1 protein-coding gene (only partly in view) is annotated in these 24,935 nt (G+C 69.4%); it reads right to left on the reverse strand.

Going from position 1 to position 24,935, the window contains the following annotated elements:
* Positions 1–24,935 carry the 3' portion of a hypothetical protein gene (locus tag RBS60_RS18680; RefSeq protein ID WP_307959052.1) on the reverse strand. The gene runs 10,744 nt beyond the window's last position, so 24,935 of the gene's 35,679 nt are visible here — the last part of the coding sequence; its start codon lies off the right edge, out of view; the stop codon is at positions 1–3.

Raw genomic sequence — 24,935 nt, forward strand, 5'->3', positions numbered from 1 at the left:
CTAGGTGACTGTGAACGTCGTCTGGCTCACGGTGTGGGGTCGGTCGATCTGTTTGGGGATCTGCAGGTACGCGACGCACGTGCTGCCCGACGGCGGGTAGATGGGCGGCGTCCTGCCGGTGCCGTCCGCGCCGATGACGACCGTCAGCGTGGTTCCGTATACAACCACGCCGTTGACGCTGCACACGACCATGACCTGGTAGAAGTCCCGGTTGTTCGCGCCCGTGACCCGGAAGTACACGCCACCCGTCGACGTGATGGCGCTGCCGCCGGAGGCGGAGACCGCCGTGATGGTCGCCCCGCTCGTGGTGCTCGCGGCAGTGCTCGTGGTCGAGGCCGTGCCCGTTGTCGACGTCGAACTGGTCGCGCTGGTCGTGCTCGCCGACGTCGTGTTCGCGGCCGGGTAGAGTGCGGGAGCCCAGCTCGCCGAGCTCGCGGCGACCACCGGTGTTGCCGTCGTAGTGGTCGCGCCGGCCGGGGGCGCGATCGCGCTCGTGATGGTCACGGCCGCGAACCCGCGGGCGAGGTTGTAGCCGGCGACCGGGAGAATCTGGATCCAGAAGAACTCGGTGGGCTCGTAGACGCTGCTCCCGTTCACGGTGACCTTGATGGTCGCGCTCGTGGCACCGGCAGCCACGGTGACCGTCCCGGACTGGGCAGGGTAGTCCCCCGCCGCGATCGTGGCCACGGGTCCATCGAGCGTCGTCCAGCTCAGGGTGAGCAGGCTGGTCGGCGCGGCCGAGAGCGTGATGGTGAGGGTCGCCGTCGTGCTTCCGCTGGCGGGCGCGGTCACGGACACGTCCGCGATCGAGATCGTGGGCAGCGGAGCGGGCGCCCCGGCGAAGACCTGGTCGTCGGTCATGAAGCGGAACGAGTCGAATGAGGCCGTTCCGGTCGCGGCCAGCGTGCCGACCCGGCCGTCGGTCACGGCTGCGTTGAAGATGTAGCTGCCGAGGAAGCTTCCGTTGAGCGTCACGGAGGCGACGGTGCCCTTGAGGACGAGGTCGAGCGTGTAGTCCTTCCCCGCTACGAGCGTCGCGGCAAAGGCCTGCTGGACCTGCCAGCCGCGCCGTGGATCCACGTGGCCCACTATCACGCGCTGGCCCGCGACATCGAGCGCGGCGAACTTGAAGTCGTTAGGCGCATACTCGTCGAACACGATGCCGGCGGTGCCGCTCGTGTTCAGGACCCCGACGACCTCGACGTAGGAGGTCGGGTCGATGAGCTGGCTCTGCGGGGTGTACGACGTGATGGAGACGGCGGGCGCGGCGCCCGCGCTCACGGCCGTGCCGTACCGGCCGTAGGCAGTGTTCCAGATGCCCGTCTGGTCTGCGGTGAACCAGTCCGCGGCGCCGCTGTCGAAGAAGCTCGTGCGGTCGAGCGAGACCTGCGGCGGGAGGACTTGGAGGGCGATGTTGTCGATCATGCCCTGAGAATTGTTCGACCCGAAGCCGAGGAAGCCCTTGTTGAGGCCCACCTGCGTTCCGTCGGACAGGGTCCTGGGCGCGAACGTGTAGCTGAACGCCTTGGTCCCGTTGATCGTCACGGTCACCGCTGTGCCGTTCACGGCCACCAGGAGGTCGTAGAACGTGCCCGGCGTGAGGGAGCCGGTGACTGCGCCCTGCGAGTCGTACCACCAGCCGCCGGCGTCCCGGTGCCCGATGACCATCTTGTTGATCGAGTCGTCGATGCCGGCGAACTTGAAGTCCGTGGGGCTCCAGTAGTCGAAGATGACAAACGAGTTCGCCTTCCACCCGGCGGTCGGCTTCTGGACGGAGATCTGCGCCCGGACCTCGTAGTAGGTCGGCAAGTACGCGTCGTTGTACCACACCGCCGCAGCATCCTGGCCGAGCGAGGTTGCGGCCACTTGGAGTGCGCCGTTGGCCACCACGAACGAGCCCGAGTCGACGGCGAAGCCCTGCGTGGTGCCTCCGTTGAAGTCGGCCGAGCGGAGCACGTCACGCTTGCCGCCGGGCAGGTTGCCGGCCTGCGGGTCCGTGGGCCCGCCGGTCTGCTGCTGCCAGAGGCCGTGGTCGTGCTGCGTGATGAGGCCGAGCTCGCCGTCGGGCTCGCCGTTGCGTGCCGGATCGTCGCCCGTGTCGGTCGCCCGTGTCGGGTCCGCGCCCTGGGCGCGCGAGAGGGCGTAGAGGAACTCGGGCAGCTGCGGCTCGACCTGGCGGGACACGGTCGCGATGCCGAACGGCGCGAACGGGACGATGTACGAGTTGAACTCGCCGACCCAGTCGATGAGGCGGTCGCCGCCGGTGTTGCCGATCAGGATGTCGAGGCCGCCGCCGCCGAACGCACGGTCCTCGAAGCTCGAGTTCGGGCCGTCCGGGACGTCGTTGAGGCCGTAGCTCGTACCGCTCGTCAGGTCGTCGTCTGCCTGGAGGAGGTCGTTGCCGAGGCCGCCGTAGAGCGTGTCGTTGCCTGTGCCGCCCACGAGCCAGTCGTTGCCGAGGTCTCCGAAGAGGACGTCGTTGCCGTCCGAGGCCACGGTTCCGGTCTTGATGCAGTTGCCCTGGTTGTCGACGCCGAGGCACGCGGTGACGGGATCGCCGAGAGTCGGATCGTTGTTGAGGAAGAACTGCATGTCCTTCGGCGGCGGGCCGCCCTTCCACACGGATCCGTCCGGGTTGAACAGGATGATGCGGCGCGGATCGTACTCGTCGTAGAGGAGGAACTCGCCCAGCCGGCTGGCAACGTGGTGGTTGGAGTGCCACGCGTTCGTGTCCGCGCCGAAGTGGAGGACGTCGCCCGGGTTCCACGGGTGGTTGAAGTCGGTCCGGGTCACGCCCACGGGGTTGCCATTGGCGTCGAAGGCCTGGACGTAGCTCGTGGCGAGGGCCTCGGAGCCGCTCATCGCGTCGTCGCCGGCCCCGCCGTGCAGCTGGTCGTTGCCGAGGCCGCCGAAGATCACGTCGTCGGAGTTGTTCGGGTCGTAGTTGGGGTTTGTGGAGCCGGCCGAGCGCGGGGTGAGGTCGAACGGCGTCTCGTCCACGGCGGTCGCCAGCGCGCCCGCCCGGTTGATGATGGCCTGCTGGACCTGGCCCGGCGTGTAGATGTACTCGTCGAGCACGTTGCCGTTCGAGATGCGCGTATTCGGGTCCGTGGGCAGGAGGGTCAGGGCGCCGTAGAGGGGCTCGGAGTAACAGCCGGCGCTGTTCGGGGCGCAGCCGTTCGCGACCCATGCGGATCCATTCCAGGTGACGCCGGTGGCGCTGTTGCGGCTCGTGAAGATCCGCCCGTCGTCGCCGAGTACGGTGTCGTCCCCGGAGCCGCCAGAGATCCAGTCGTTGCCCCAGCCGCCGATGATCTGGTCGTTCTGCGCGTCGCCGAACGCGATGTCGCTGCCCGGGCCCGAGTAGATCGTGTCGTCGCCGGACTCGCCGTGGGTCTCGTTGACGCCGCCGATGTCGTAGATGCGGCACGCCGGGTTGTAGACGGGGTTGCCGTTGGCGTCGAGGGACGGGGCGCACGCGGCGAGGTACTGGGCGAACAGGTCGCTGTGGGCGCCGTTGGCCAAGACGGGGCTGCAGACGGGCTGGGTGGGCGAGGTGTTGCACGTCGCCGCAGAGAGCGACGCTGCGCTGAAGAACAGGTCCGGCCGGAAGTCGGGGCCGCCGGGGGTGTAGTCCAGCAGGCTGACCCCGCGGACCACCTGCTGCCCGTCGGCGTTGTACTTGCAGGAGACCGGCCGCCCGGTCGCATCAACGGTGCAGCGCGACGTGTCGTACGTGTCCCAGTTGTACGTCACATACCGCATCGTGTCGGGGTTGCTCAGCTGCACGTGGCAGTCTCCGGCCTTGCCGATGGCTGTCGCGGCCATGCAACCGGCCGTGTCCGTGCCGTTAATGCCCACGATCCGCACGATGTCCCCGTTCGCGCCCACGACGGTGTCCGCGTCGCGCGAGTGGATGTCGCGGGCGAGCGTGCCGTCCGCGAGCTGCCGGTTCGCGGTCGCGTTGAGCCCGCCGACCTCGCCGACCTCGTTGTTGAGGTCGATCTGCGTGCCGGCTCCGCCGAAGATGAGGTTCTTGCCGAGGTCGCCGACGACGGCGCTCGAGGCAGTGTAGATCGGGTTGCCGTAAGCGTCGGGCGTCACCGTGTAAGAGCCGCCGTCCGGCCGCTGGTACGGGTTCGTCAGGCTGTAGAAGTCGGAGTTGCCGCCGACGAGGTCGTCCTGGCCGAGACCGCCGAAGATCACATCGTTGCCCGCGTTGCCCTCGATGTAGTCGGAGCCGTCCGTGGCGCGCTCGACCGAGGGGTAGACCGTGAGCGGGCCGACGGGATCGCAGATGACCGTGCCGGGGGCACCGGTGCAGCCGGTCGGAGTGCGGAAGGCGGAGACGCGCTGGAGGATAGACGTCGGGCTTCCGGGAGCAATCCAGTCGATAGAGCCGTCGCCCTGGATCGTGTCGTCGCCCATCTGGCCGAGGATCACGTCGTTGGCGGCGCCGCCGGCCATGTAGTCGTTGCCCCAGCTGCCAAGCCACTTCTGGCCGTCGTCGGCGCCGAAGTCCTGCCAGAGGTTGGAGACCTTGTACTCGGCCCACCACGGGACGTCATTGGCGGTGCGGTAGTTCTGGGCGATGCCGTTGGTCAGGAGCGCGCCGGAGTTGTAGGCGTCCACATTTCCGCCGCAGGGGTTCACGCGGTCGGAGCGGCTGTACAGGAGCGTGCCGCACAGCGACTGGAAGCGCCCGTTGGTCCAGTCGCGGTAAGAGCGCTGGATCGAGACGTTGTCGCCGAAGAGCATGTCGTTCTGGCCGCCGCCGTCGATCGCGTCGTTGCCCGGGCCGCCGATGAGCATGTCGCGTCCCGAGCCGCCGTAGACCCAGTCGTCGTCGCCGTTCTGGAGGGCCTTCGAGTCGACGCTCAGGACGCCGATGCCACCGTCGAGCGGACTGCCGGCCACACCCAAACCTCCGGTAAGGAGGGTCGTCTGGATCTTCTGGAGCTTGCCAGGTACGGGCTTGGTCGTGTCGCGAGCGCCGGAGACGTCCTGGGTGATGACGCCGAGGTCGCCGAAGACGATGTTGTCGTCCTGGCCGATCGTGATGCCGTTCACGCCCGGGAGCGTGCCGGCCCCCGCGCCGTACAGGAGGTCGGGTGCGGCCTTGAGGAGGTCGCGGTCGGGGTACTGGGCGGCCGGGTAGCCCGCGGGGCCGTTGCCGACCGTCGCGACGGTGAGGACGCGCGTGATGAGGTCCACGTTGAAGCCAGAGTCGCCGTAGACCATGTTCTGGCCCCGCTCGCCGAAGACCGAGTCCGACCCGGAGCCGCCCGCGATCTGGTCGCCGGTCTGCGAGCCGATGAGCACGTCGTCGCCGGCCCCGCCGTACATCGTGACGCCGATCGAGAGGAGGTTCCCAGACCCGTCCGTGCCCGTGAGCGCGTGCGCGTCGATCACGTCGTTGCCGCTGAACTGGAAGGGGTTCGCCAGCGGGAAGATGAAGAACGGGGCGCTGTTTCCGACCCGGTTGAGCACGACGACGCTGTACACGCCCGTGATGGGGGTGGTCGAGGACGTGACGGGGAACGCGGGGCCGGCCGGGAAGTCAGCAAGTGTGAGGGCCAGGTTCAGGCTGATCACGGTCGCGGTGACGGCCCTGACGATGCCCACGTACTGGGAGACGGCCGTGACAGTAAGCGTCTGCCACGGCATCGGGGCGATGACCGGGCCGTTGAGGAGCATGGTCGTGCGGGTCGCGTCGAACCCGGTGACGGTCCAGACGCCCTGGACGCCGGAAACCGTGACCTGCATGCCGGTGCCGAAGTGCAGGTCCCACGTGCCGGAGGCGAGCGTGAGCCGGTCGGTGCCGCGCAGGATCGCGGCCGTCTGCGCGAACGGGCTCGCGAGGCTCAGCGCGAGCTCCTGGCCCACGGCGAAGCCGTCGTGGAGGAACGAGCCGCTGCCCGTGCCGCTGGCGGCAGGGTTGAGCGTGACCGTGCCCGTGTGGCCGTCCGGCGTGAGGGCGAGCGTGACGTTCGCGCCCTCGATGTGCGGCATCGGCTTCGGCCCGAAGTTGTGCAGCGTGAGGTGCGTCGGGTCGCCACCGTACCAGACGCCGTCCTGGGACGTGTCGCCGTAGAGGACGAGCGGCGAGGCCGGGCCGCCGCCGCCCGTGACGTTGATCGAGTCTCCGCCGATCCGGACCGCGCTCACGGTGCCGCTCCACGGCACCGACGTTGCGGAGGCCGTGAGGGCTCCGCCGTTGACCGTGATCGTGCCGGCCACGGGGTCGATCGCCGTGATGATGCGGTACCCGTCGACCCCGTCGATCCGCACGAGCATGCCGACCGTGAGTCCCGAGCCGGCCAGCGCACCGGCGGGCAGGCCCGCGAAGGCGACCGTGCCGCCGTCGGCCGTCGGGGTGATCGAACCGGTGACCGCACCGCCCGTAGCAGCCCAGAGGCCGCTCACGCGGCTCACGACGCCGGCCAGTGCACCCGGGGTGAGCGCCGCGCCGTCGACGATCATCACCGCGCCGTCGGACGGGTTGCCGTCCGCGTTGGGCGAGGCGCTGTTGGCGAACTGGACGATCGTGCGGACACCGACCCCCGGGATGAAGACCTGCTGGCCGGCGCGGAAGCCGAGGGCCTGCCACGCTTGGCCGTTGGAAAGGAGGATGCCGTTTCCTGGGACCACGCTCAGCATGCACAGGACCGTAGTGCCGACCGTGCCGCAGCCCGTCGCCGGGCTCCAGCCCGCCGGGAGCTGGGTGCGGGGTACGCCGAGGCCTGCCGAGAGGTCGTCGACCACCGAGACCGAGCCCGTGTACGGGCCGCCGGTGAGTGCGGCGCCGCCGGCCGTGGCCGGGGCGAGGAGCATGACGTCGCCGGGCAGGGTGCCCGGGTTGCCGCTGCTCGCGAAGCCGGTGACCGTGTAGAGGCGGCCGTCGGGGCCCTCAACGAGCTGGCCCGCGTGGAAGGCGAGGTCAGTCCAGGCCAGGCCGTCCTGGCGGATCAGTCCGCTGCCGCCCGCGCCCGAGTACACGGCGAACGTGCCCTTGACGATGAGCGGGCTGTTGCCGCCCCCGTGGACGGCCGTGATGCCGCCGTGGTGCGCGAGCTCGCCGCGCATTCCGGTGATCGGGTTGATGTCGCCGCCCTGGACGAGCGTGGACTGGATGTTGAACGTGTCGTTGCCGGCGCCGAGCATGATGTTGAGGATCTCGATGGTCGAGAGCGCGCCGTCGGTTGAGTACTGGCCGGTGTTCGGATCGAACGTGAGCGAGCCGTAGCTGATGCCGCCCGGGAAGACGAGGGGCTCGCCCCAGGGCAGGCGGTGCGTGACCGGGTCGGCGAGGTTGGAGAAGTCCAGGCCCGGGCCCATGTTGAGCCCGGTGACGGCCGTCGAGGTCAGGTTGCCGGTGAGGTTCTGGCGGCTGCCGTCGTCGTAGATGTTCAGGGTGTCGATCTGCTGCCACTCCGGCGCCTGGGCCGCGACGCGGAACGGCGGCATGTTGCCCTCGCCGGGCAGGAGGATCGCGGCCTTGAGCGAGCGGTCGGAGGCTGTGGTGCCGCCCTCGACCGAGAGGGGTCCGCGGATCTGGTCGAGCCGATGGGCCTGCTTCGGGAACGTCATGATGTTCCCGCGGCCGGCGGGGACCACCCAGTTGACGTCCGCTACCAGGTTGACGGCCTGCGGGATCCACCAGTTCGACGTCGTGAAGGTCACGGACGCGGCCCACTGGGTGAGCGTGGCGAGCGGGTCCACGGCTGCGGGCTTCGCGGTGGAGGTGAAGTACAGGACGTTGAGGGTGCCGCCGTTGGCCGAGGCGAAGCGCTGGATCTTGTAGAACGCCGGGTCTCCGGAGACCTTGACGACCATGCCCTCGGTGAAGCCGGAGTCGAGCCAGCTCGAGCCGTCGGTGCGCGTCAGGGCGCCCGCGACCGGATCGTAGGAGAGCGTGTGGCCTGTTGTGCCGGTGAAGACGCCCGCGTCGGCCAGCTGGCTGATGATGACGTTCTTGAACGGGTTGGCCCTGAGGGAGCGGTCCACAGGGAGTACCCGGTCGAGGGTCAGCGTCGACGTGGTGAGGTTGACGATCTGGTAGTCGGCGTCGTCGGCCGTTCCCGTGCCGGAGATGCGGATCTTCTGCCCGATCCGGAAGCCCTCGTCGAGGAAGCTGCCCAGGTCCGAGCCGTTGCCGCGGGTCACCGTGCTGGCGGAGACGTTGATGACGCCGATGAACGCCTGGGCCGCGCGCTGGCCGCCGTAGGCCGCATAGTTCGCACCGCCGAACGTCGTCACGTCGACCTGGCCGTCGGTGAGGGCGAAGACGGTCACGTTCGCGGTCGGGGCGGAGTTGAGGCGGAGCGTGTACGAGTCGCCGGGGCCGGGGACCGTGCAGGCGGTGTTGCCACAGGCCTGGACGAGGGTCGAGCCGTCGGACTGCTGCACGTACACGCCGGGAGCCTTGTCGCTGATGACCTGGACGTCGACGCGGGAGCTGATGCGGGACCGCGCGGCGAGGTAGGAGCCGTCCGTGGTGGAGGGGTCGACCGTCATGATGATCGCGGTGTTGTGGGGGTCCATCGGGGCGATGATCGTGCGCGCGTGGACGCTGACGACGACCGGCAGGTACCAGTTGGTGCTGTCGAACGTCGCGGTGTAGACATACGGGGTCGCGCCGCACGCGGTCGGGTCGGTGAACGCCGCACCGGACTGGAGGCCGAAGCGGCCGTCGGCGCTCGTGAGGCACACCATATTGTCACTGGGCACGATCCGGACCACCACGGTCTTGCCCAGCGCCGGGGCCATCGCGAGCTGGACGGTCATCTGGTCGGCGGCCTCGGTAACTACCGGTGAGACAGTGCCTGCCAGGACCGTCGTGTCGTTGTCGAGGTGGCCGGTCGTCGGGTCGGTCTGGCCGATGAGGATGTCGGCCTGGTCGTTGTCGTAGACCGTCGCCTCGACGTTGCGGACGATCGCGCCGTCGAAGTGCGGGTCCGCGCTGACCACCGTGTGGTTGACTGTGACGACGCGCGTGCCCTCGGCCCTCAGGTCGTCCACCGCGTAGAGGTAGACAGTTTGGTCCGTGTTCCAGTTGGTGCCGTCGAAGACGAGCACCAGAGAGCGGTTGGAGACGTTCTTCGACGCGCCGCCGAGCATGATCTGGCGGTAGAAGTCGGCCAGCGCACTGCCACTGAGGTTCGCCGCGACAAGGATCGTGTCGCCGACCGGGGTGCCGTCGGGCATGGTGCCGGTGGGGGCGCCGTCGGGCAGGCTGCCCGCGGTGAGCTGGGGGTGGGTGGTCGACGGCGGGTACGCGGCGGAGACGGTCACGTACACCTTGCACGTCGCGTCGGAGACGCCGTTGCACACCGGTGCCGCGGCGAGGTGGACCGTGTAGGAGTCGAGCGAGGGCAGCGGAGGCGCGGTGCCGCACGTGGACGAGGTCGGGGCAAGCGAGTAGCAGCCGCCCTCGTAGAGGGCCGTGAAGCCGCCGCTCTCGGTGATGACCACCTGGCCCTGGCCCGGCCGCGCCACGGTGACCGGCACGCCGTCGGCCACGATCCCGTTGTAGTTCGGGTCGGTCGAGACGACGCCGTGGTTCACTGTGCTGGAGGTGCCGTCGATGTTGAGGGCGAACACGTCCCCGGCAACGTCGCCGGCGACGTTGATCGTGTCGGAGCCCAGACCGCCGATCACGCGCGTGACCATGCCGGGGGCCGTGGACAGGACATCGATGGTGTCGTCTCCCTCGAGCCCGTCGATCTCGAGGACCTGGACGTTGGTGTACTTCACGCTCAGCCCGGCGCCGTAGATCGCCTTGGCCGTGACGACGAGGTGGTCCGCGAACTCGGTGCCCAGAATCACGACCTTGTTGAAGCCGGTGCCACCGTCGATCGAGACGGGCGCGTTCATGTTGTACATGACCTGGTTCTGGCCCGCGCCCGTGCGGATGTCGCTCTCGGCCGCCGTCGAGAAGCCGCTCGTGAGGCGCGGCATCGCGATCTGATCCTGCGCGTTGATCCACACGATGTCGCATGTGGCCCGCTGCACGTCGGTCAGCGTGACGCTCGGGTCGGTGCACGACAGTCCGCCCATCGAGGCGGGCAGGCCGTGGCCGGTACGGACCTCGGCGAGGGCGAACGCGCGGACCACGAACAGGTCGTTGCCGTCGTCGCCCTCGAGGCGCAGCGGCGCCTGGTTCGAGTAGACGGTGAACGTGTCGTCGCCCGCGTCGCCCACGGCGACGAGCGGGGCCGACGCGCCCGCGGAGACCCAGCCGCGCGTCGTCGCGACCGTGCCGAACACGTCCTGCGGGTTGAGGTCACCGCCGGAGGTGTCCCGCGTGATGCCGTCGGCGGAGACGCCGAGGTTGGACGAGAAGGCGTTGGCGTCCCGCTGGCGGCCGTAGATCTGGCCGATCTGGAACGAGTCGTTGCCAGCGCCGCCGTCGAGCGTGGTGGTGACGGTGACGTCGTCGGAGGCGAAGACGTCGTTGCCGCCGAGGCCGTTGACGATCAGGCGCCCGCGGATGCCCGTGTCGTAGTTGATGCGCTCGTAGGCCTGGGTGCGGATGGCGGCGCTACCGGTCGGGTCCGACGTCGTGACGTCGTTCGCGAGCAGGCTCACGGTCACGTTGGGCAGCGCGACGTTCGACGTCGGGACCTGCTCCGTGGTGGGCGAGACGCCGATCGGCAGGGTCTCGGCGAACGTGATCCACGTGCCCAGTGGATCGACGCTCGCGACCGTGTAGTCGCCAGCCCAGACGCCCGCAGTCGGGCCGCCCAGATGCACCCGCAGGCCCGCGAGGCCCTGCGCGAAGGTGCCCGCGGGGGCGCCCATGAGCGTACGTCCGGGGGCCGTGCCGGCCCCGCAGCCCGTCGCGGTGAAGCAAAGGCTCAGGTTGCCCGTGAACAGCGGCGTGCGGGCGCCGAGCTGGCCGTGCAGCAGGGCGACGAAGCCCGGGTCGTCCGCGCGCTCCCCCGGCGTGTTCGACGTCGGCGTCGAGGCGATGAAGCGCGAGCGGCGCAGGAGGAAGATGTCGTCGGTGGGGTACTGGTTGCCCTGGGCGTCATAGCCGGACAGCGGGCTGTCGTAGCCGTTGACGGTCAGGACGCTCGAGCCGTCCGTCGGGGCGCCCGTGTCCAGGACGTTGATGACGTAGTTGTGGCACGTCGAGCCCGCCGGGTCGCCCGCGAAGCACGGCTGGCTACCCGTCGTGTTGATGACGTAGCTGTTGTACCCGGACTGGCCGTCGAGCGTCAGCGTCATGCCGTCGGCGACGTCCATCGTCTGGAGCTGGTTGACGAACATGAAGTCTTCGCCGTCGCCGGACGGGGCGTAGGAGCCGAACGGCGTCGGAGTGTTCGATCCGTAGGCCCGAGTGATGTTGCGCAGGTACGTCTGGTCGAAGCTGATGATGTCCGAATCGGTGTTCCCGAAGATGCGCGTGAGGCTGCACGCGTGGCCGTCCTTGTCGATCTGGCTCACGCATGGGTTGGTCTGGGTGCCGCCGAACAGGGCGGTGCCGTTGGTGGTCTGGGTTGTGCCGCTCCACAGCTCGCCGTGCAGGTGCATGATGGTGCCCCAGCCGAGGTCCGCGCCGCCCATCGCGGAGCCGGGCCCGCTGTTGGAGAAGTCACCGTAGATGTCGATCCACTGCGCGGCCCGGATGCTCGCCACGAGTGCGGGGTTCGCGTCGGTCGCGACCGAGCCTCCGCCTGCGGCGTTGTAGCCGTCGGTCGTCACGTTGTCGCCGACCCGCAGGAGCACCCAGCCGGCGTCCGCCTGGATGAGGCCGCGCTGGATCTGGCCATTCGCCGTCGTGCGCGGCGCGTTCTCGACGAAGAGGAGGCTGCAGGACTGGCGTCCGCCCGTGGTCACGGCTGCGCATGGGAGCAGGTTGAGGTCCTCGCCCTGCGCCTTCGTCTCGGTGACCGTGAGGCGGACATTGCCTGCGAAGGTCCGGGCGAGGACGACGTTCATCGGCGCAGGCTTGCCGAGGTCGAGCGGATCGTACGAATCGGGTATCTCGGTGACGAAGATGCCCTGGTCGGCTTCGAACGCCACGGTCGACGACGGCGTTGTCGACGACGGGCTCCACGGGATCGTGAAGCGTCCCGAGGAGATGTCCAGATCGTTGCTGCCGTCGGCCGCGCCGATCGATCCGCCCACAGCCTTGATGTCGACCGTGTTGCCGATGACCTCGGCGGCCGTCTGCCCGGTGGGGCCGTTCGCGTCGATGACCGATCCCTTGACCGTGGCGAGCGAGACGTCGCCGCGCGTCCTGACGAGGTGGATGCGCAGGTCGTCGGTCGTGGCCGGGTTGCTGTCGCCGATCTCGGTGACGAAGACGCCGAGGGTGCTGGTCGAGGCCGTGTCGATCGCGGTGAGGACGCCCGTGTTGGTCCGCAGCGCGTCGACGTTGATCTCGAGGAAGTCGGTCGGCAGGCCGATGCCGCCCAGGACCCCGCCGGTTCCGGCGGTCATGGTGATGTTGACACCCGTGACGTCGATCGAAGTCTGGCTGTTCGCGTCGAGGATGCGCTGCGGCGAGGACAGGACCACGTCGCTCTGCGTGGAGTCGATGTGGCCGACGAGCATATCGCCGGCGAGCTCGGTCGCGGTGATCTTGCCGTTCGTGGTGAGGAAGATCTGGGCGACGTCCCCTGCGAGGTAGCCGCCGGACATGCTCGGATCATCCACCGGGGTGGGGGTCGGCGAACCGCCGGTCCACGCGACGTCGGTGTTGATCGTGAAGGTCACCGTCGTGGTCGGCGTCGCCGCTCCCACGAGGTGCGTCGCGTCATTGATCGCCGTTGTTGCGCAGTACTTGGGCTCTTGGGCCGCGTAGGCGGACAACGTCGAGACGTGGCAGATATCCAGGTCATCGCCGGAACGGGCCTCGGTGAAGACGTAGGCCGAGTCGAGCACCGTCGTCGTGGTACCGAAGGCGCGCAGGATCCGCTCCAGGTTCGGATCTGCGGTGTCCGGCTCGTAGTGGGTCTGGTACTGCCCACTGCCGGGGTTGGTCGACGTCGAGCCGTAGGGGCTGCCGTCCGCGCCGAGGGCAGGGTCGTAGCCCGTCGGGAAGACATAGTGGTAGTTGCTCGTCGCGGCGTGGTAAGCGTTGACGGTCACGAGGACGTTGGTCGCGAGGTCGTTGCCGTTCTTGCTGTCGTTGACGACGACGTCAAGGTCGTCACCTGCGGTGAGCCGGGTGACCGTGACAGTGAGCGCGGAGCCGATGACCTCGTCGGTGCGGCGGTTCGCGGTGAGGTCGAGCACAAGGTCGCCACCGGCGTCGGCGGTGATGGCGAAGTCGTGGTACGCACCGTCTACGCTCTGGTAGCGGACCATCTCGACGGCGATCGGGTTGCGCTCCGGGTCCGGCGTCCCTGGCACAGGGTGCTGGGCGGCCTGGTGGCCGATGTTCCCGTGCGGGGCGGACAGCGTGAGCACGTTCGTGCGGATGACCTTGATGTTGGGGTTCAGGGCCCCCAGCGGTCCGGCGAGGATGTCTCCGCTCGCGTTGTCCACCTCGGTGGTGCCGATGGGGTTCTCGATGAAGTTGTCGAGCCGGATGAACGGGTTCTGGCCGGTGCACGTGTACGCGCACGTGTTCTGGATGAGGACCAGCGTCGGCGGGAACGTGTACTTGATGTCGAAGTCGAAGCTGCCGCCGACGGTCGGTGGGCTCAGACCGGTCGTGGCAAACCCGGTCCCCGGCTTAATCGTCTGGACGCGGATGTCGATGACCGGGGAGTTGACCGTGTTCACCACGTTGATCCTGTTCACGATCATGTTCAGGTTCGACGCGTTGAGGAGCTTGACGTAGTTCCACGTCTGCTGGAACTGGAACTGGCCCAGGCCACCCCAGATCACGCCGGCGGGGGCATTGCCACCCGTGATGTTGACGGGGACGTTGGCGAGGAACCGCGCGTTCGCCCCATGGTCGTAGATGATGTCATCCACACTGAACCTCGGGCCAGTGAGCTGGCCGACCGTGTGGATGTTGTTGAACGGGTCATCGGTGAAGACGTGGCCCATGGTGTCGCGCACAGTGGCGTTGACGAGCTTGGTGACGTTGCCCGCGGCGTCCACCTCGACCCACGGGTTCGGCTCGCCGAGCATGATCACAGTGGATTCCCAGAAGATCCAGCGGTTGAAGTTCTGGCTGCCTCCGTCCGAGCTCGAACCGCCGAAGTCGAGGAAGCCGCCGCTGCGGTCGGTGTGGCGGAGGTAGTGGTCCACAAGCTGGTTGACGGTGACCGAAAGGTCGGAGGTCGTGATGGTCGAGCCGCTCATGCCGGCCACCTGTGCGGTCGTGCTGACGTCCGCGCTCGCGGTCGGTGACGTGCGCCCGCCGAAGCAATGGCACGTCGCAGACGCGTAGCTGTCGATGCTGATGCCGCGGTACTCCGCGTTGAGCGCCGTCGAGACGTTGCCGGTGAGGACCGCGCCGCTCGCGAGGACAGTCTGGGTGAGGCCGTATGCGTTCACGGCGGTTGTCGCCTCGGAGTTCGCGCCGAAGGCCGTGGCCCGGGTCCGGGACGTGCCGGTGAGCTGGAGCGCGTCGACGTAGGATCCGACGGCCACCGTGCGGCCCGCGACCGCGCCGGCGATCGCAGTGCGGGTCAGCGCCGTATTCGCCGATCCGGGCACCCAGCCAGCGTCCCCGCCGCCGACGCTCACGAGGAGGTTCGTCGTTCCGCTCACGCCGAGGCCTCCGACGTCGGCTGTGCCCTGGCCATACGCGTAGACCGCAGTGTGCGACTCGACAGCGGCAGCCGTCCCGGCATTCACCGTTCCCTTGACGTCCACGGTGGTGGAGTAGTCAGTCAGGATCGTCTCGCCGCTCGAGCCGCCGGCGAACAGGCCGCCCGAGCTCGACGAGGCGATCATCGTCGGCACCAGCACGGAGTACGCCGCGACGGTGACCGTCTGAGCCGCGGAAAGGACGGCCTTCGTGTCCACGAGGATCGCGTTGCCCATGTACAGGTGTGTGTCCGCGCTCGCCGAGTTGACCGAGATGAGGCCGCCGCTGTCGTTCGAGGAGACGGTCTTGCCCGAGACGATGCCGTGGGTCGTGACCGAAACGGTGCCACCGTCGAGCATCGCGCCGTTGCCCACGGTCGCGCTGAGGGTCGAGAGGACCTCGGCGAGGGAGACCGCCGTCGAGACGGAGATCGCTCCCCCGCCACCGCCCGTGGCCGAGGCGGAGACGATCTGGTCGCCACTCGTGGCACCGAACGGGATGTTCTCGCCGATGCCGTGCAGCTTCTGGGTCCCGCTGGCCGGCGCGATGTCCTCGATGAGCGTGTAGACGAGGTTGCCCGCACTCGTGACGCCCGCAGGGAGCGTCGGTACGGACAGGTTGATGCCGTCACGGGCGAACGTGTGGAGGCCGCCGGTCTGGCCCGAGACGATCGAGTACGTCTTCGCGGCACCGCCGAGGGTGTCGGAGAGCTTGAACGACGACGTGCATGCCCCGCCGCAGCCGACCACGTAGTACCCGTGACCGTCCTGAAGGCCGCCGATCGGCGCGTTGGGGGCACGCCACAGCTGCTGCACCACGGCCTTGCCGGCCGTCGACGTGTCCGGGGTGAGCGTGAGTGCGACCTGGGCCTGATTGGTCGAGGTGCCGCAGTCTCCGGCGAGGCCCGTCGCGTGGCAGAGCGAGTCGGCGAACTTGTACTCCTGGCCGTTGACCCGGATCAGGTAGTAGTAGCCGGCGGAGATGCCGATCGTGCTGCCCGAATGCGGGGCGTAGTAGACGCGTGTCCCGGTCGAGAAGCCCATGTCGAGGAAGTTCCCCGGGTTGCTCGGGTCCTCGGCCGCGAAGTAGACGTCATTGGCGTCGTTGCCCGTCGCGGTGACCCACTTCTTCGCGCCGCCGTCCCAGACCACGTTGACCTGGCCCGAGCTGAATGTCGCCGCGGTGTTCGGCTGGTAGTACGTGACGAAGTCGCCGTCATGGAAGCCGTTCGAGACCGTGATCGCACCCGTGCTGGCATTGATGCTCGTCGCGTTGACCGAGACGCTGGCTTGGGTGAACCCGATCGGCTGGAGCTTGATCCGGTAGGCGTCAAGCACGTGGACCCGGTACCGCGTGTTGTTCGTCAGGCCGCCCACGTCCGAGGTCACGCCCGAGGCACCGAGCGGAACGGCCGAGTACCAGACGATGTCGCCCTCGTGGAGGTGGTGCTCGCGGACGCCGAAGTCGATCACATCCGTGTCGGCCTGCACGTTCGCGCCTGTGAACACGGCGCCGAGCTGCAGGCTCTGCGCGCCAGTGACGATCACCGAGTACTGCTGCCCGTCGAGAAGGCCTGGGATCACGAGGTTGCCCTGGGCGTCGTACGTGACCACGTCGCCTGTGGTGGCGTTGTGGTTCGCCGTGAACGTGATCGTGTTCGCGGCATCGGAGACCCCCGTGGCTGCGTTGAACGTGCCGTCCGAGGCCGGCGGGAGCGGCGGGTTCGCGGACGCGTCGAGGCTGATCGCGCCGGTCGCCTTGATGCTGGCCCCACCCGTGACGGACGCTGTCGAGTTGGGGGACAGGGTCGCGGTCGCGCTGAACTTGGTCACGTTGATCGCGCCGCCGGTCGCGCTCGACGTGCTCGCGTCCGAATCGCTCAGGCCCACGGACTGGGCGCTGATGTCGCCGCTGACCCGGATGACCGACGTCGAGCCGCCCAGGATCACGCCGACGCTCGGTATGCCGTGGCTCGTGGACGTCGAGTTCGTCACCGACAGGAGGCCGCCGCCGCTCTCGTCCATGCCCGCGACCGCCGTGTCGTTGCCCTTGGCGAGAACCTTCAGCGACGACGCGCCCGGGGTGCTGTTCACGCCGTCGAACACGCGCACGTTGCCGAGCACGGAGGCGGTCGTGGTACCCGAGGCCTCGGCGTCCGGGTTCGAGTCGACAGACACGTTCAGGATCGCGCCGTTGGCGTTCTTGAGCTTGGACTTGGCGAAGTTTCCGCTCACCGCCCGGATGTCGATCACGCCGCCCGGCGCAGCGAGCGTGCCGCCCGAGGCGAGGGTCGCCGTCGTGCTCGAAGCGGCCTTCGCGTAGAGGTTGTTGCTCGAGATCGCGAGGCCGATCGCCACCGTGAGCGCGCTGCCCGACGCGTCGACGAGGTGGTCGGTGAGGAAGTTGCTGCCGTCGAAGTTGTGGTACGCGAGGAGGGAGAGGGTTCCGCCGCTCGTGATGCTGCCGGTGACTCCCGCGGCGACCGAGGACGAGTCGGTGGCCCTGACGGTCGAGATGCCCGCGGCGCCGAAGCCTCCGAACGCGACCGCACTGTAGTCCGCGATCGTGGAGTTCCGCTCCACGGACTGGACGGTCACGTCGCCCAAGGCGCTCACCGCGCCGCCGACGCCTGTGGAGACGCCCATGTCCGTCGTCGCCTGGTACGTTCCCGCGACGATGCCGGCGCCGAGGCCGCCCGCGGCAGCCCGACCGTGCACGATGGCCGAGGAGTCGACGGTCGAGCCGATCGTGACGGCCGTGACGCTGGAGGCTGTTCCGTTGAAGTCGGTCTTGACGTGGCCGCCCGCCTCCGCGGTCGGCTGGGCGAGGCCGATGCCGGCGACGATGCCGGCCGAGAGCGAGCGGGCCTCCGCCGTTGCGGCGTTGAAGGCGACACTGGTGACATTGACCCAGCCCGGCCCGGTCAGTTGGGTGCCGGACCCGACGGTCGTGGCGACCTCGGGTGTGCTGGTCGCCGTCGAGCTCGCGGCCGTCACGGCCGCGCCTACCGCGATGCCGGTCAGGCGGACCCTGGCGAAGGCCGGGTCGACGGTCGACGGCGTGGAGTCGCCGGCGAGCGTCACGGACGGCCGGATCGGTGCACCGGTCGAGTCGACGTTGAGCCGTGCGGTCACGGTCACGCCGGTACCGTGGAGCTCGCCGCCGCCGACCGTGTAGGCCGTCAGCGTCGGACGGAAGTCGGAGGTCGCCGACGTGGCGCCCGCGCTGAAGCCGCCGGCGATGCCGATGCCTCGGCCGTCGGCGATCGCGGTCGCGTTCGCGGAGGAGACGAACTCGACGGCACCCGCGCTCGCGATGACCCTGGCTGAGCCGCCAAGGAAGGCCTTGACTGTCGGGGCCGACGTGGTCGTCTCGGTGACGATCACGAGGTTGAAGCCGAGGCCCACGCTGACCATGTCGGTGACTGCCCGGGGAGCGGAGGTGAGGCTCGCGATGACCGACGCCGCGGTTCCGGTGCCGCTGACTGTCACGGTTGCGGGGTGGCTCGCGTCGGCGGCCGCGCCGTCCGGCCCGACGTAGGCTGCCACCGTGGTCGAGTCGGTCGCGTGGGTCGTGATGAAAGCACCCGAGGCCAGACCGACAGTGATGTTCGAGCCGGACGGCGGGGCGTTCGTGGCCGTCGGTGTGCTCGTGCCGCCCGCGTGGAGGATGAGGGTGCCGGCGGTGAGGGCCGCGCCGTCGTCGACGTGCGCGGCGATCGTGCCCGCTGTGGTTGCCTCGAGGTCGACAAAGGCGATCGAGACGGCCGCGATCGCGATGTCGATGTTCGTCACCGTCGCGGACCCGTTCCGTGTCGCCTCAAGGTCCGCCGCGCCCGTGCCGAGCGAGACGGTGCTGCCGCCGCCGATGTAGACCTCGGTCGTGCCGTCGACGTTCGCGACCGGCGTCGCTCCCGTTCCGCTGAGGAGGGCCAGGCCGAGCATCTTGGCTGTGCCCGTGGCCTTGGGGGTAGCGTTCGCGAGGGCTGTGAGTGAGCCGGCCACGACGGTGCTTCCCGCGGCGACGTAGGCCCGCGTGGAGCCGTGGATCTGGGCCTCGGGGGTGAAGACCTGGACCGACAGGCCCGCGCCGGAGGCCCCGCCGGACTCGGCCGTCGCGGTGTCGAAGGAGGTCGCGTTGAGCGTGACGGCACCTGCCCCGACGTTCACCGAGCCGATGCCCGCCTCGGTGGTCGCGTTGGCCCCGATCTCGGCCTTCGCCGAGGCGATCTGCGCCGCGATAGCACCCATCGTGATGGCCTTGGTGGTCGCCTCGGCCAGGTTCGTGCTCTTGGTCGTCGCGGTCAGCGCCGTGCCCGTGATCGAGGTGCCGCCGAGGCGGATGTTCGTTCCGCCGTCGACCTTGGCTGTCGGGACCGAGACGCCCAGGGCTGCAAAGCCGCCAGCCCCAAGGACCGTGCTTGCTTCGGCGTGGTTGTTCGAGGTCGCCGTGACCTCGACGAGGCCACCCGCATGGAGCTCGCCTCCGGACTGGCCGACGACCTCAACCTTGCCGGAGGAGCCGATCTCGGCGAAGGCCATGCTGCCGTTGCCGGCGAAGCCCAGGCTTCCGGTCACCACGAAGATGTCTGCGGTGGCCAGATTGGTGCCGTTGGCGTGGACGCCGATGGCCGCAGTACCGGGGGTGGATGCGGTCGAGGTGGTGGTGACGGAGCCGTTGACGCGCACGCGCGCGGCGGAGTTGTCGTGCGCGGCGGCCGCCATGACGCTCAGGGCCGCGATGCCGCCGAGGCTGCCGAGGGTCGCCGCCGCGGTGGCCTTGTTCCCAGCGTTGCGGGTGCCTGCCTCGATGAGGACGGCGCCGCTGCCGCTGAGGGAGGCACCCGCACCGATCGTCGCCTCGATCTTCGCGTCCGAGGTGATGTCCGCGGTCGCGACGCCGCCGGAGAGGCCGACGACGGAGACGCCGATCGTGGTGGAGGACGCTGTGGCCGTGTTGTCTGCGAACGCCTGGACGGTGACCGTGGTGGCGTTCGACGCCGATCCGTCGGCTTCCGCGGTGGTGTGTCCCGAGACGGTGGCGAACGCGAGGAGTGCCGTGACCTGGACGCCGCCTGCGCCGCCGCCGGGTGCCGTGGCTGTCGCGGAGTTGCTCGCGGTGGCCTTGACCAGGAACGGGGCCGGGGCGCTGAAGGTGATCGCTGACGTCGGGCCGACGAGGGCCTCGGTCGAGCGGGAGTTGACCACGCGGGCGACCGTCACGGAGACGGCGAGCACGCCGGTCGCGACATTGAGAGTCCTGGCCGCGGCCGTGTGGACACCGTCCGCCGTGACGCTCAGGCCGCCCGCACCGATCGTCCCGTGCGCGCCGCTGGATGCCGTCGCGGTGCCGCCGAGGGTGACGAACGCGAGGTCACCGGCGAAGCCGCCCGCCACACCGGCCTGGAATGCGATGGCCAGGAGATCGTTCGTCGCGTTGTCGCTCACCGAGACGTTGAGGTGGTCGACGGGCCCGAAGGCTCCGACGGCGATGTTGCCCACTGTCGCGCTGGCCCCGCCCGTGACGTTGACGACGGCGGCGGAGACGCCCACGGCCACGGCGCCGAGGCCGATGCCGATCGCGTAGCTGTTCGCCGTCCGCTTGGCGTCGGCCGCGACGTCGATGCCAGCGCCAGCCTGCGTGACGCCCTGGCCCGTGACGGTGCCGATGAGGGTCACCGCGCTCGTGCTCGAGTCGATGTGCGCGTTCTGGGTGCTCGAGTCATTGATGACCACGACCTGGGCGCCGATCGCCACCGCGCCGGCGGCGCCGACGAATCCGACGCCGGTGACCGTCTCGTCGTCCATCCGGGCCTTGACGCTCACGTTGCCGCCGGCGCCGGACCCCGCCTGGATGGTCGCCGTCCCGCCGATCCCAGCGTTGGTCGCGCTGTTGACGTTGAGTACGAGGATCGAAACGCCCAGGCCTCCGAGGCCGGCCGCTCCGGCGCCGGCGACGCCGAGCACATGCAGCCGGTCGATGGCCCACACATTGACGTGTCCGCCCGCGATCACGGTCGCGTCGATCGTCGCGGCAGTGCCTCCGGTCGGGGACGTGCTCAGCGCCGCGGTGCCGAGGTTCGTCGTAGGTGCTGCGGCGGCAATCTTGGCGTTCGCAGCCGAGAGCCGCGCGGACAGGCGTGCGTTCGTCGACGACTCCGTACCAGCGTTGAGGCGCCATGCAGAGTTGTGGGCGGGGTCGAGTCCGCCGGACGCGATGTCCGCGGTGGCGGAGTAGGTGCTGCCGTTGTAGCTGACGAGCTGACCGCTGTTGTAGTTCACGGCGCTGCTCCACGCGTTCGCGGAGCCCGCTGTCGTGCCGTCGAGCGTGTGGTTCTGGAAGCCGCCCGCGCCGCCGCCCTGGGCCGTGCTGCCCGCTGATGTGACGCTGTTGCCGGCGTCGCCGCTCGTCGCATTGGACGGGCCACGCCAGTGGGCTGTGTCGATCGTCGGGTTGCTGCCGCCCGCAGAGATGTCGTCGGTGGCCGTGTACTGGTTGGTGCCGAAGGTGACCACGTCGCCCTTCGCGTAGGACTTCGTGCCGTCCCATGGTCCGCGGTTGTTGCCGCCGTTGCTGTCCTGGTAGGCCGTGACCGGGGTTGTGCCGATGCTCCAGACGGACACCGACGCAGCGACGCCGACCGCGCCGATGCTCAGGCTCACAGCGAACGTGCTGACCTCCTTGGTCGAGAGCGCGTAGACCTCCACGCTTCCCATGGCCTTGACGGTCGACGGACCGTCGATGTGGGCCAGGACCGAGCTGTTGGCTGTGCCGATGTCGACACCGCCGGACACTCCGACGAATCCGCCGGCAGCGCCGCCGGCGATGGTGAGCGACTTGAAGTCGTCCGTCGCCGTGACGCTCACACCCTGCGAAGCCGACGCGCCCGGAGCGGTGTTGATCTGGCTGTACCCACCGACGGAGGCAACAGTCGAGGTCGTCAGGAGGGTGACCTGGACTCCGCCGGCCACGCCGACGAACCCGCCGCCGATCGCCGGGACGAGACCGAAGACGTTCTCACTCGAGCCCGCGTGGACGATGACGCCGGAGAAGGACTGCGATCCGCCGAGCGTGCCGTTCGGAACGCCGGGCACCGGGGTGCCCTGGGCCAACGCGTCGACCACGCTGCCCGCTCCGAGGTAGGCCCGCACCTGCTTGTCGAGGGTCGCGACGCCCACAGCCGCGCCAATGCCTACGTATCCACCTGCGAGGGCGACGGTGATGAGGAGGAGCTTTGTCGAGTCGTTCGCGGCGACGACCACATTGTTGCCCGCGGCGAGGGCCGCCCCGTTGCCCGTGCAGGCGAACGGGTCCGGCCCCCCGGGGGTTCCGGTGCATGCGAAGGTGTGGACGGTCAGCACCGTGACCGCAACGGTGCCTGCCACGCCGACCGTGCCGCCGCCCGCGCCGACGGCGAACGAGAGCACCGTGTCCTTACCGTCTGCAGTGACGGCAATCGTGTTCCGTGCGTTGACCGCAGTGCCGGTGCCGATGTATGCGAAGGTGTCGAGTCTGACGACGCGGACCGCGACCGGGATCGAGACGCCCGCCGTGCCGCCGATCGCCACCGTGGCGGCGATGCCGAGCTGGTAGAACTGGTTGGCTGCGGAGACCTGGACGGACTGGCCCGCGTCAGCGCCGGCGACGTTGGAGGCGCAGGTGGCACCGCAGTTGACCTGCGCGTTCGCGCCGATGTGTGCGGACGTGTGCACGGTGACGACTGCGACCGACCCGGCGAGCGTGACAGCTGCAGTGCCGGCGAATCCGAGGCCGATGCCGAAGGCTCCGATGCTGTCGGAGTTGGTGGCGGTCACCGCGACGCCGCGGAAGCCCGGCGTCGTGCCCTGCGAGATGTCGCGCGGGCCCATCGCGGTCGCGTCGCCAGCGGGGGCGTCGCCCTGCCTCACCAGGCTGTGGGACCTGCCGGTCCAGCCTGCACCGAGGGTGATAACCGTCCCGCCCTTGTCTGAGGGCTTGTCGAGGAGCTGGAACCAGCCGCTTCCGAGGTCCTTGTAGTAGTAGGTTCCGCCGTCGACCAGCCCGCCGATCGGGGTGCCGCCGCCCGAGCTGTAGACGACCGCATCATTGTTGCTGATCGTGCCGAGGGCATAGGGCAGCCTGATGCGGTTGCCGACCAGGTCCACAGCGTTGTCCGGGTTGAACCGCGGCGTCTTGTCCTGGGTGACGTTCGCCTCGGAGGTCTTGAACAGGCGGTGGCTCTCGCCCGTCCCACCCGTGAGCGCGATCGGCGACCCGCTCAGGTCTGCGGCAGCGAACAGTTCGAAGTGGTTCGGGTCGGTCACCTTGACGTAGTACTGGCCGCCTTGGACGAGCTGCGCGAACGGGGTGCCGTACCCGGCGTCGTACTGGACCTGGTCGCCGTCCGCGAACCCGTGGCTGTCGACATGGATGACCGCACCGACCACATCGGCCTGGGAGAATCGCGGATCGTGCGGCGTGACGGTGTAGGAGCCGCTCGCGACATCGAGCCCTGTCGCGCCTGCGCCGCTGACCTTCGCGTAGTTGCCGATCCACGCGTGCGTCTCCTTGAACACCACAGGCACGGCGACGGCCGCACCGACCGCGGCGGTGCCGGCCGCGGAGATGTTGCCCGCGATCACGTTGAGGCTGAGCGACTCGTTCGCACTCACACGCGCCGTGCCGCCCATCGTGGCGGTGACCCCGTCGACCGAGGATGCCCCGTCTTCGAGGTACGCCTTTGTGGTCACCGTGACGGCAGGCACGGCCGCATTGACATTGACGGCCGCCGTACCTGCGAAGCCGCCGCCCACGGAGATGGACGTGAGCTTCTCGCTCGAGACCGCGTCGACACTCAGGTTGCCCGAGCCGGCGATCGTCGTTCCATGGCCGATCCAGGCCTCGGTGTCCTTGGTGAGCACCTCTACGTCGACGCCCACGCCGACGCCGGCTGTGCCGCCCACGGTCAGCACTCCTGCCAGGCTCAGGATCGTGGTCGTGTCCTTCGCATACACGGCAGTCGACGTGCCCAGTGTGACGGTCGAGGTGGCATCGATGTGAGCCTTGGTCGTGTCGCTCGTGACGTTGACGACGACGGAGCCCGCCACGCCGGCCGAGTTGCCGCCCGCGCCGCCCACGGCGAGGTAGAGGTAGTCCGCGTCCTGGGTCGCCGAGACGAGCAGGCCCGCGGCGCCCGCGTGGACCGTGGTGCTGGCACCGATGGATGCCTCGACGGTCGAGTCGCGCACCACGACCACCGCAGAGGCGCCGACGCCGGCGGAGCCACCGCCGATCGCGATGTTGCCGGCAGCGAGGTTCACGGTCCCGGTCTTCGACGCCGTGACGGCGACGCCGCCCTGACCGGTCACGGAAGCGCTGGACCCGATGGCCGCGGCCACCTTGGGGTTCGAGCCGCCCTGGTTGAGCACGACGACGACGACCGCGCCGGAGACTGCGGCGGAACTGGCGGATGCGCCCCCGGCCACGGACACCTCGGTCATCGACTCGACCGACTCGGCGTCCACGGTGACAGACCCGCCCGCGGTGACGAGCGCGCCGTCGCCGACCTTCGCGAGGACGTTGATGTTGAACACGTCCACGATGACGGTCAGCCCCACGGCCGCCGAGCTCTTCGACAGCGAGAGTGCGCCGGCGAAGTCGATGAGCGTCAGGCCGCTCGTGGCCTTGACCGTGAGCGTCTGACCGGAACCGCCGAGGCCGATCGTCTGGTTGACCTTCGTTCCGGCTCCGAGGTAGGCCTGCGTGTCGATCGAGAAAATCTGGATGATGAAGGAACCAGACACGGCCGCGCCGCCGCTGCTGGCGCCGCCGCCGGCCGCGACGTTCGTGACAGACGGGAGGGTGATCTTGCCCTTGAGCGGCGTCTCGGGCTCCTGGCCGGCGAGGCTCGCCGACGCGGCCACCGAGATGGCACCGGAGGCGTCGAGGGACGTCGTCGTCCCGGGCGTCGAATCGACGAACGCCTTGGTCGTGACCTCGAAGTAGTTCACAGCGATCGCACCGCCGATCGCGGTGCCGTTGCCCTTCGAGAACCCGCCCGAGAGGGCGATGTTCTGGTAGATGATCGCGTCCGCCGCGGAGACGGTGATGCCGCCCGCCGGTGCGGAGAGCGCGGCACCCACGCCGACCGACGCCGTCGTGGTCAGCAGGAGGATCTGGACGGCGGCCGACGCCGCGACGCCTGCGGTGTTGTTGCCGGCACCGGCGGACATGCCCC

It is taken from the genome of Sinomonas sp. ASV486, assembly GCF_030908215.1.
Classification (GTDB): domain Bacteria; phylum Actinomycetota; class Actinomycetes; order Actinomycetales; family Micrococcaceae; genus Sinomonas; species Sinomonas puerhi.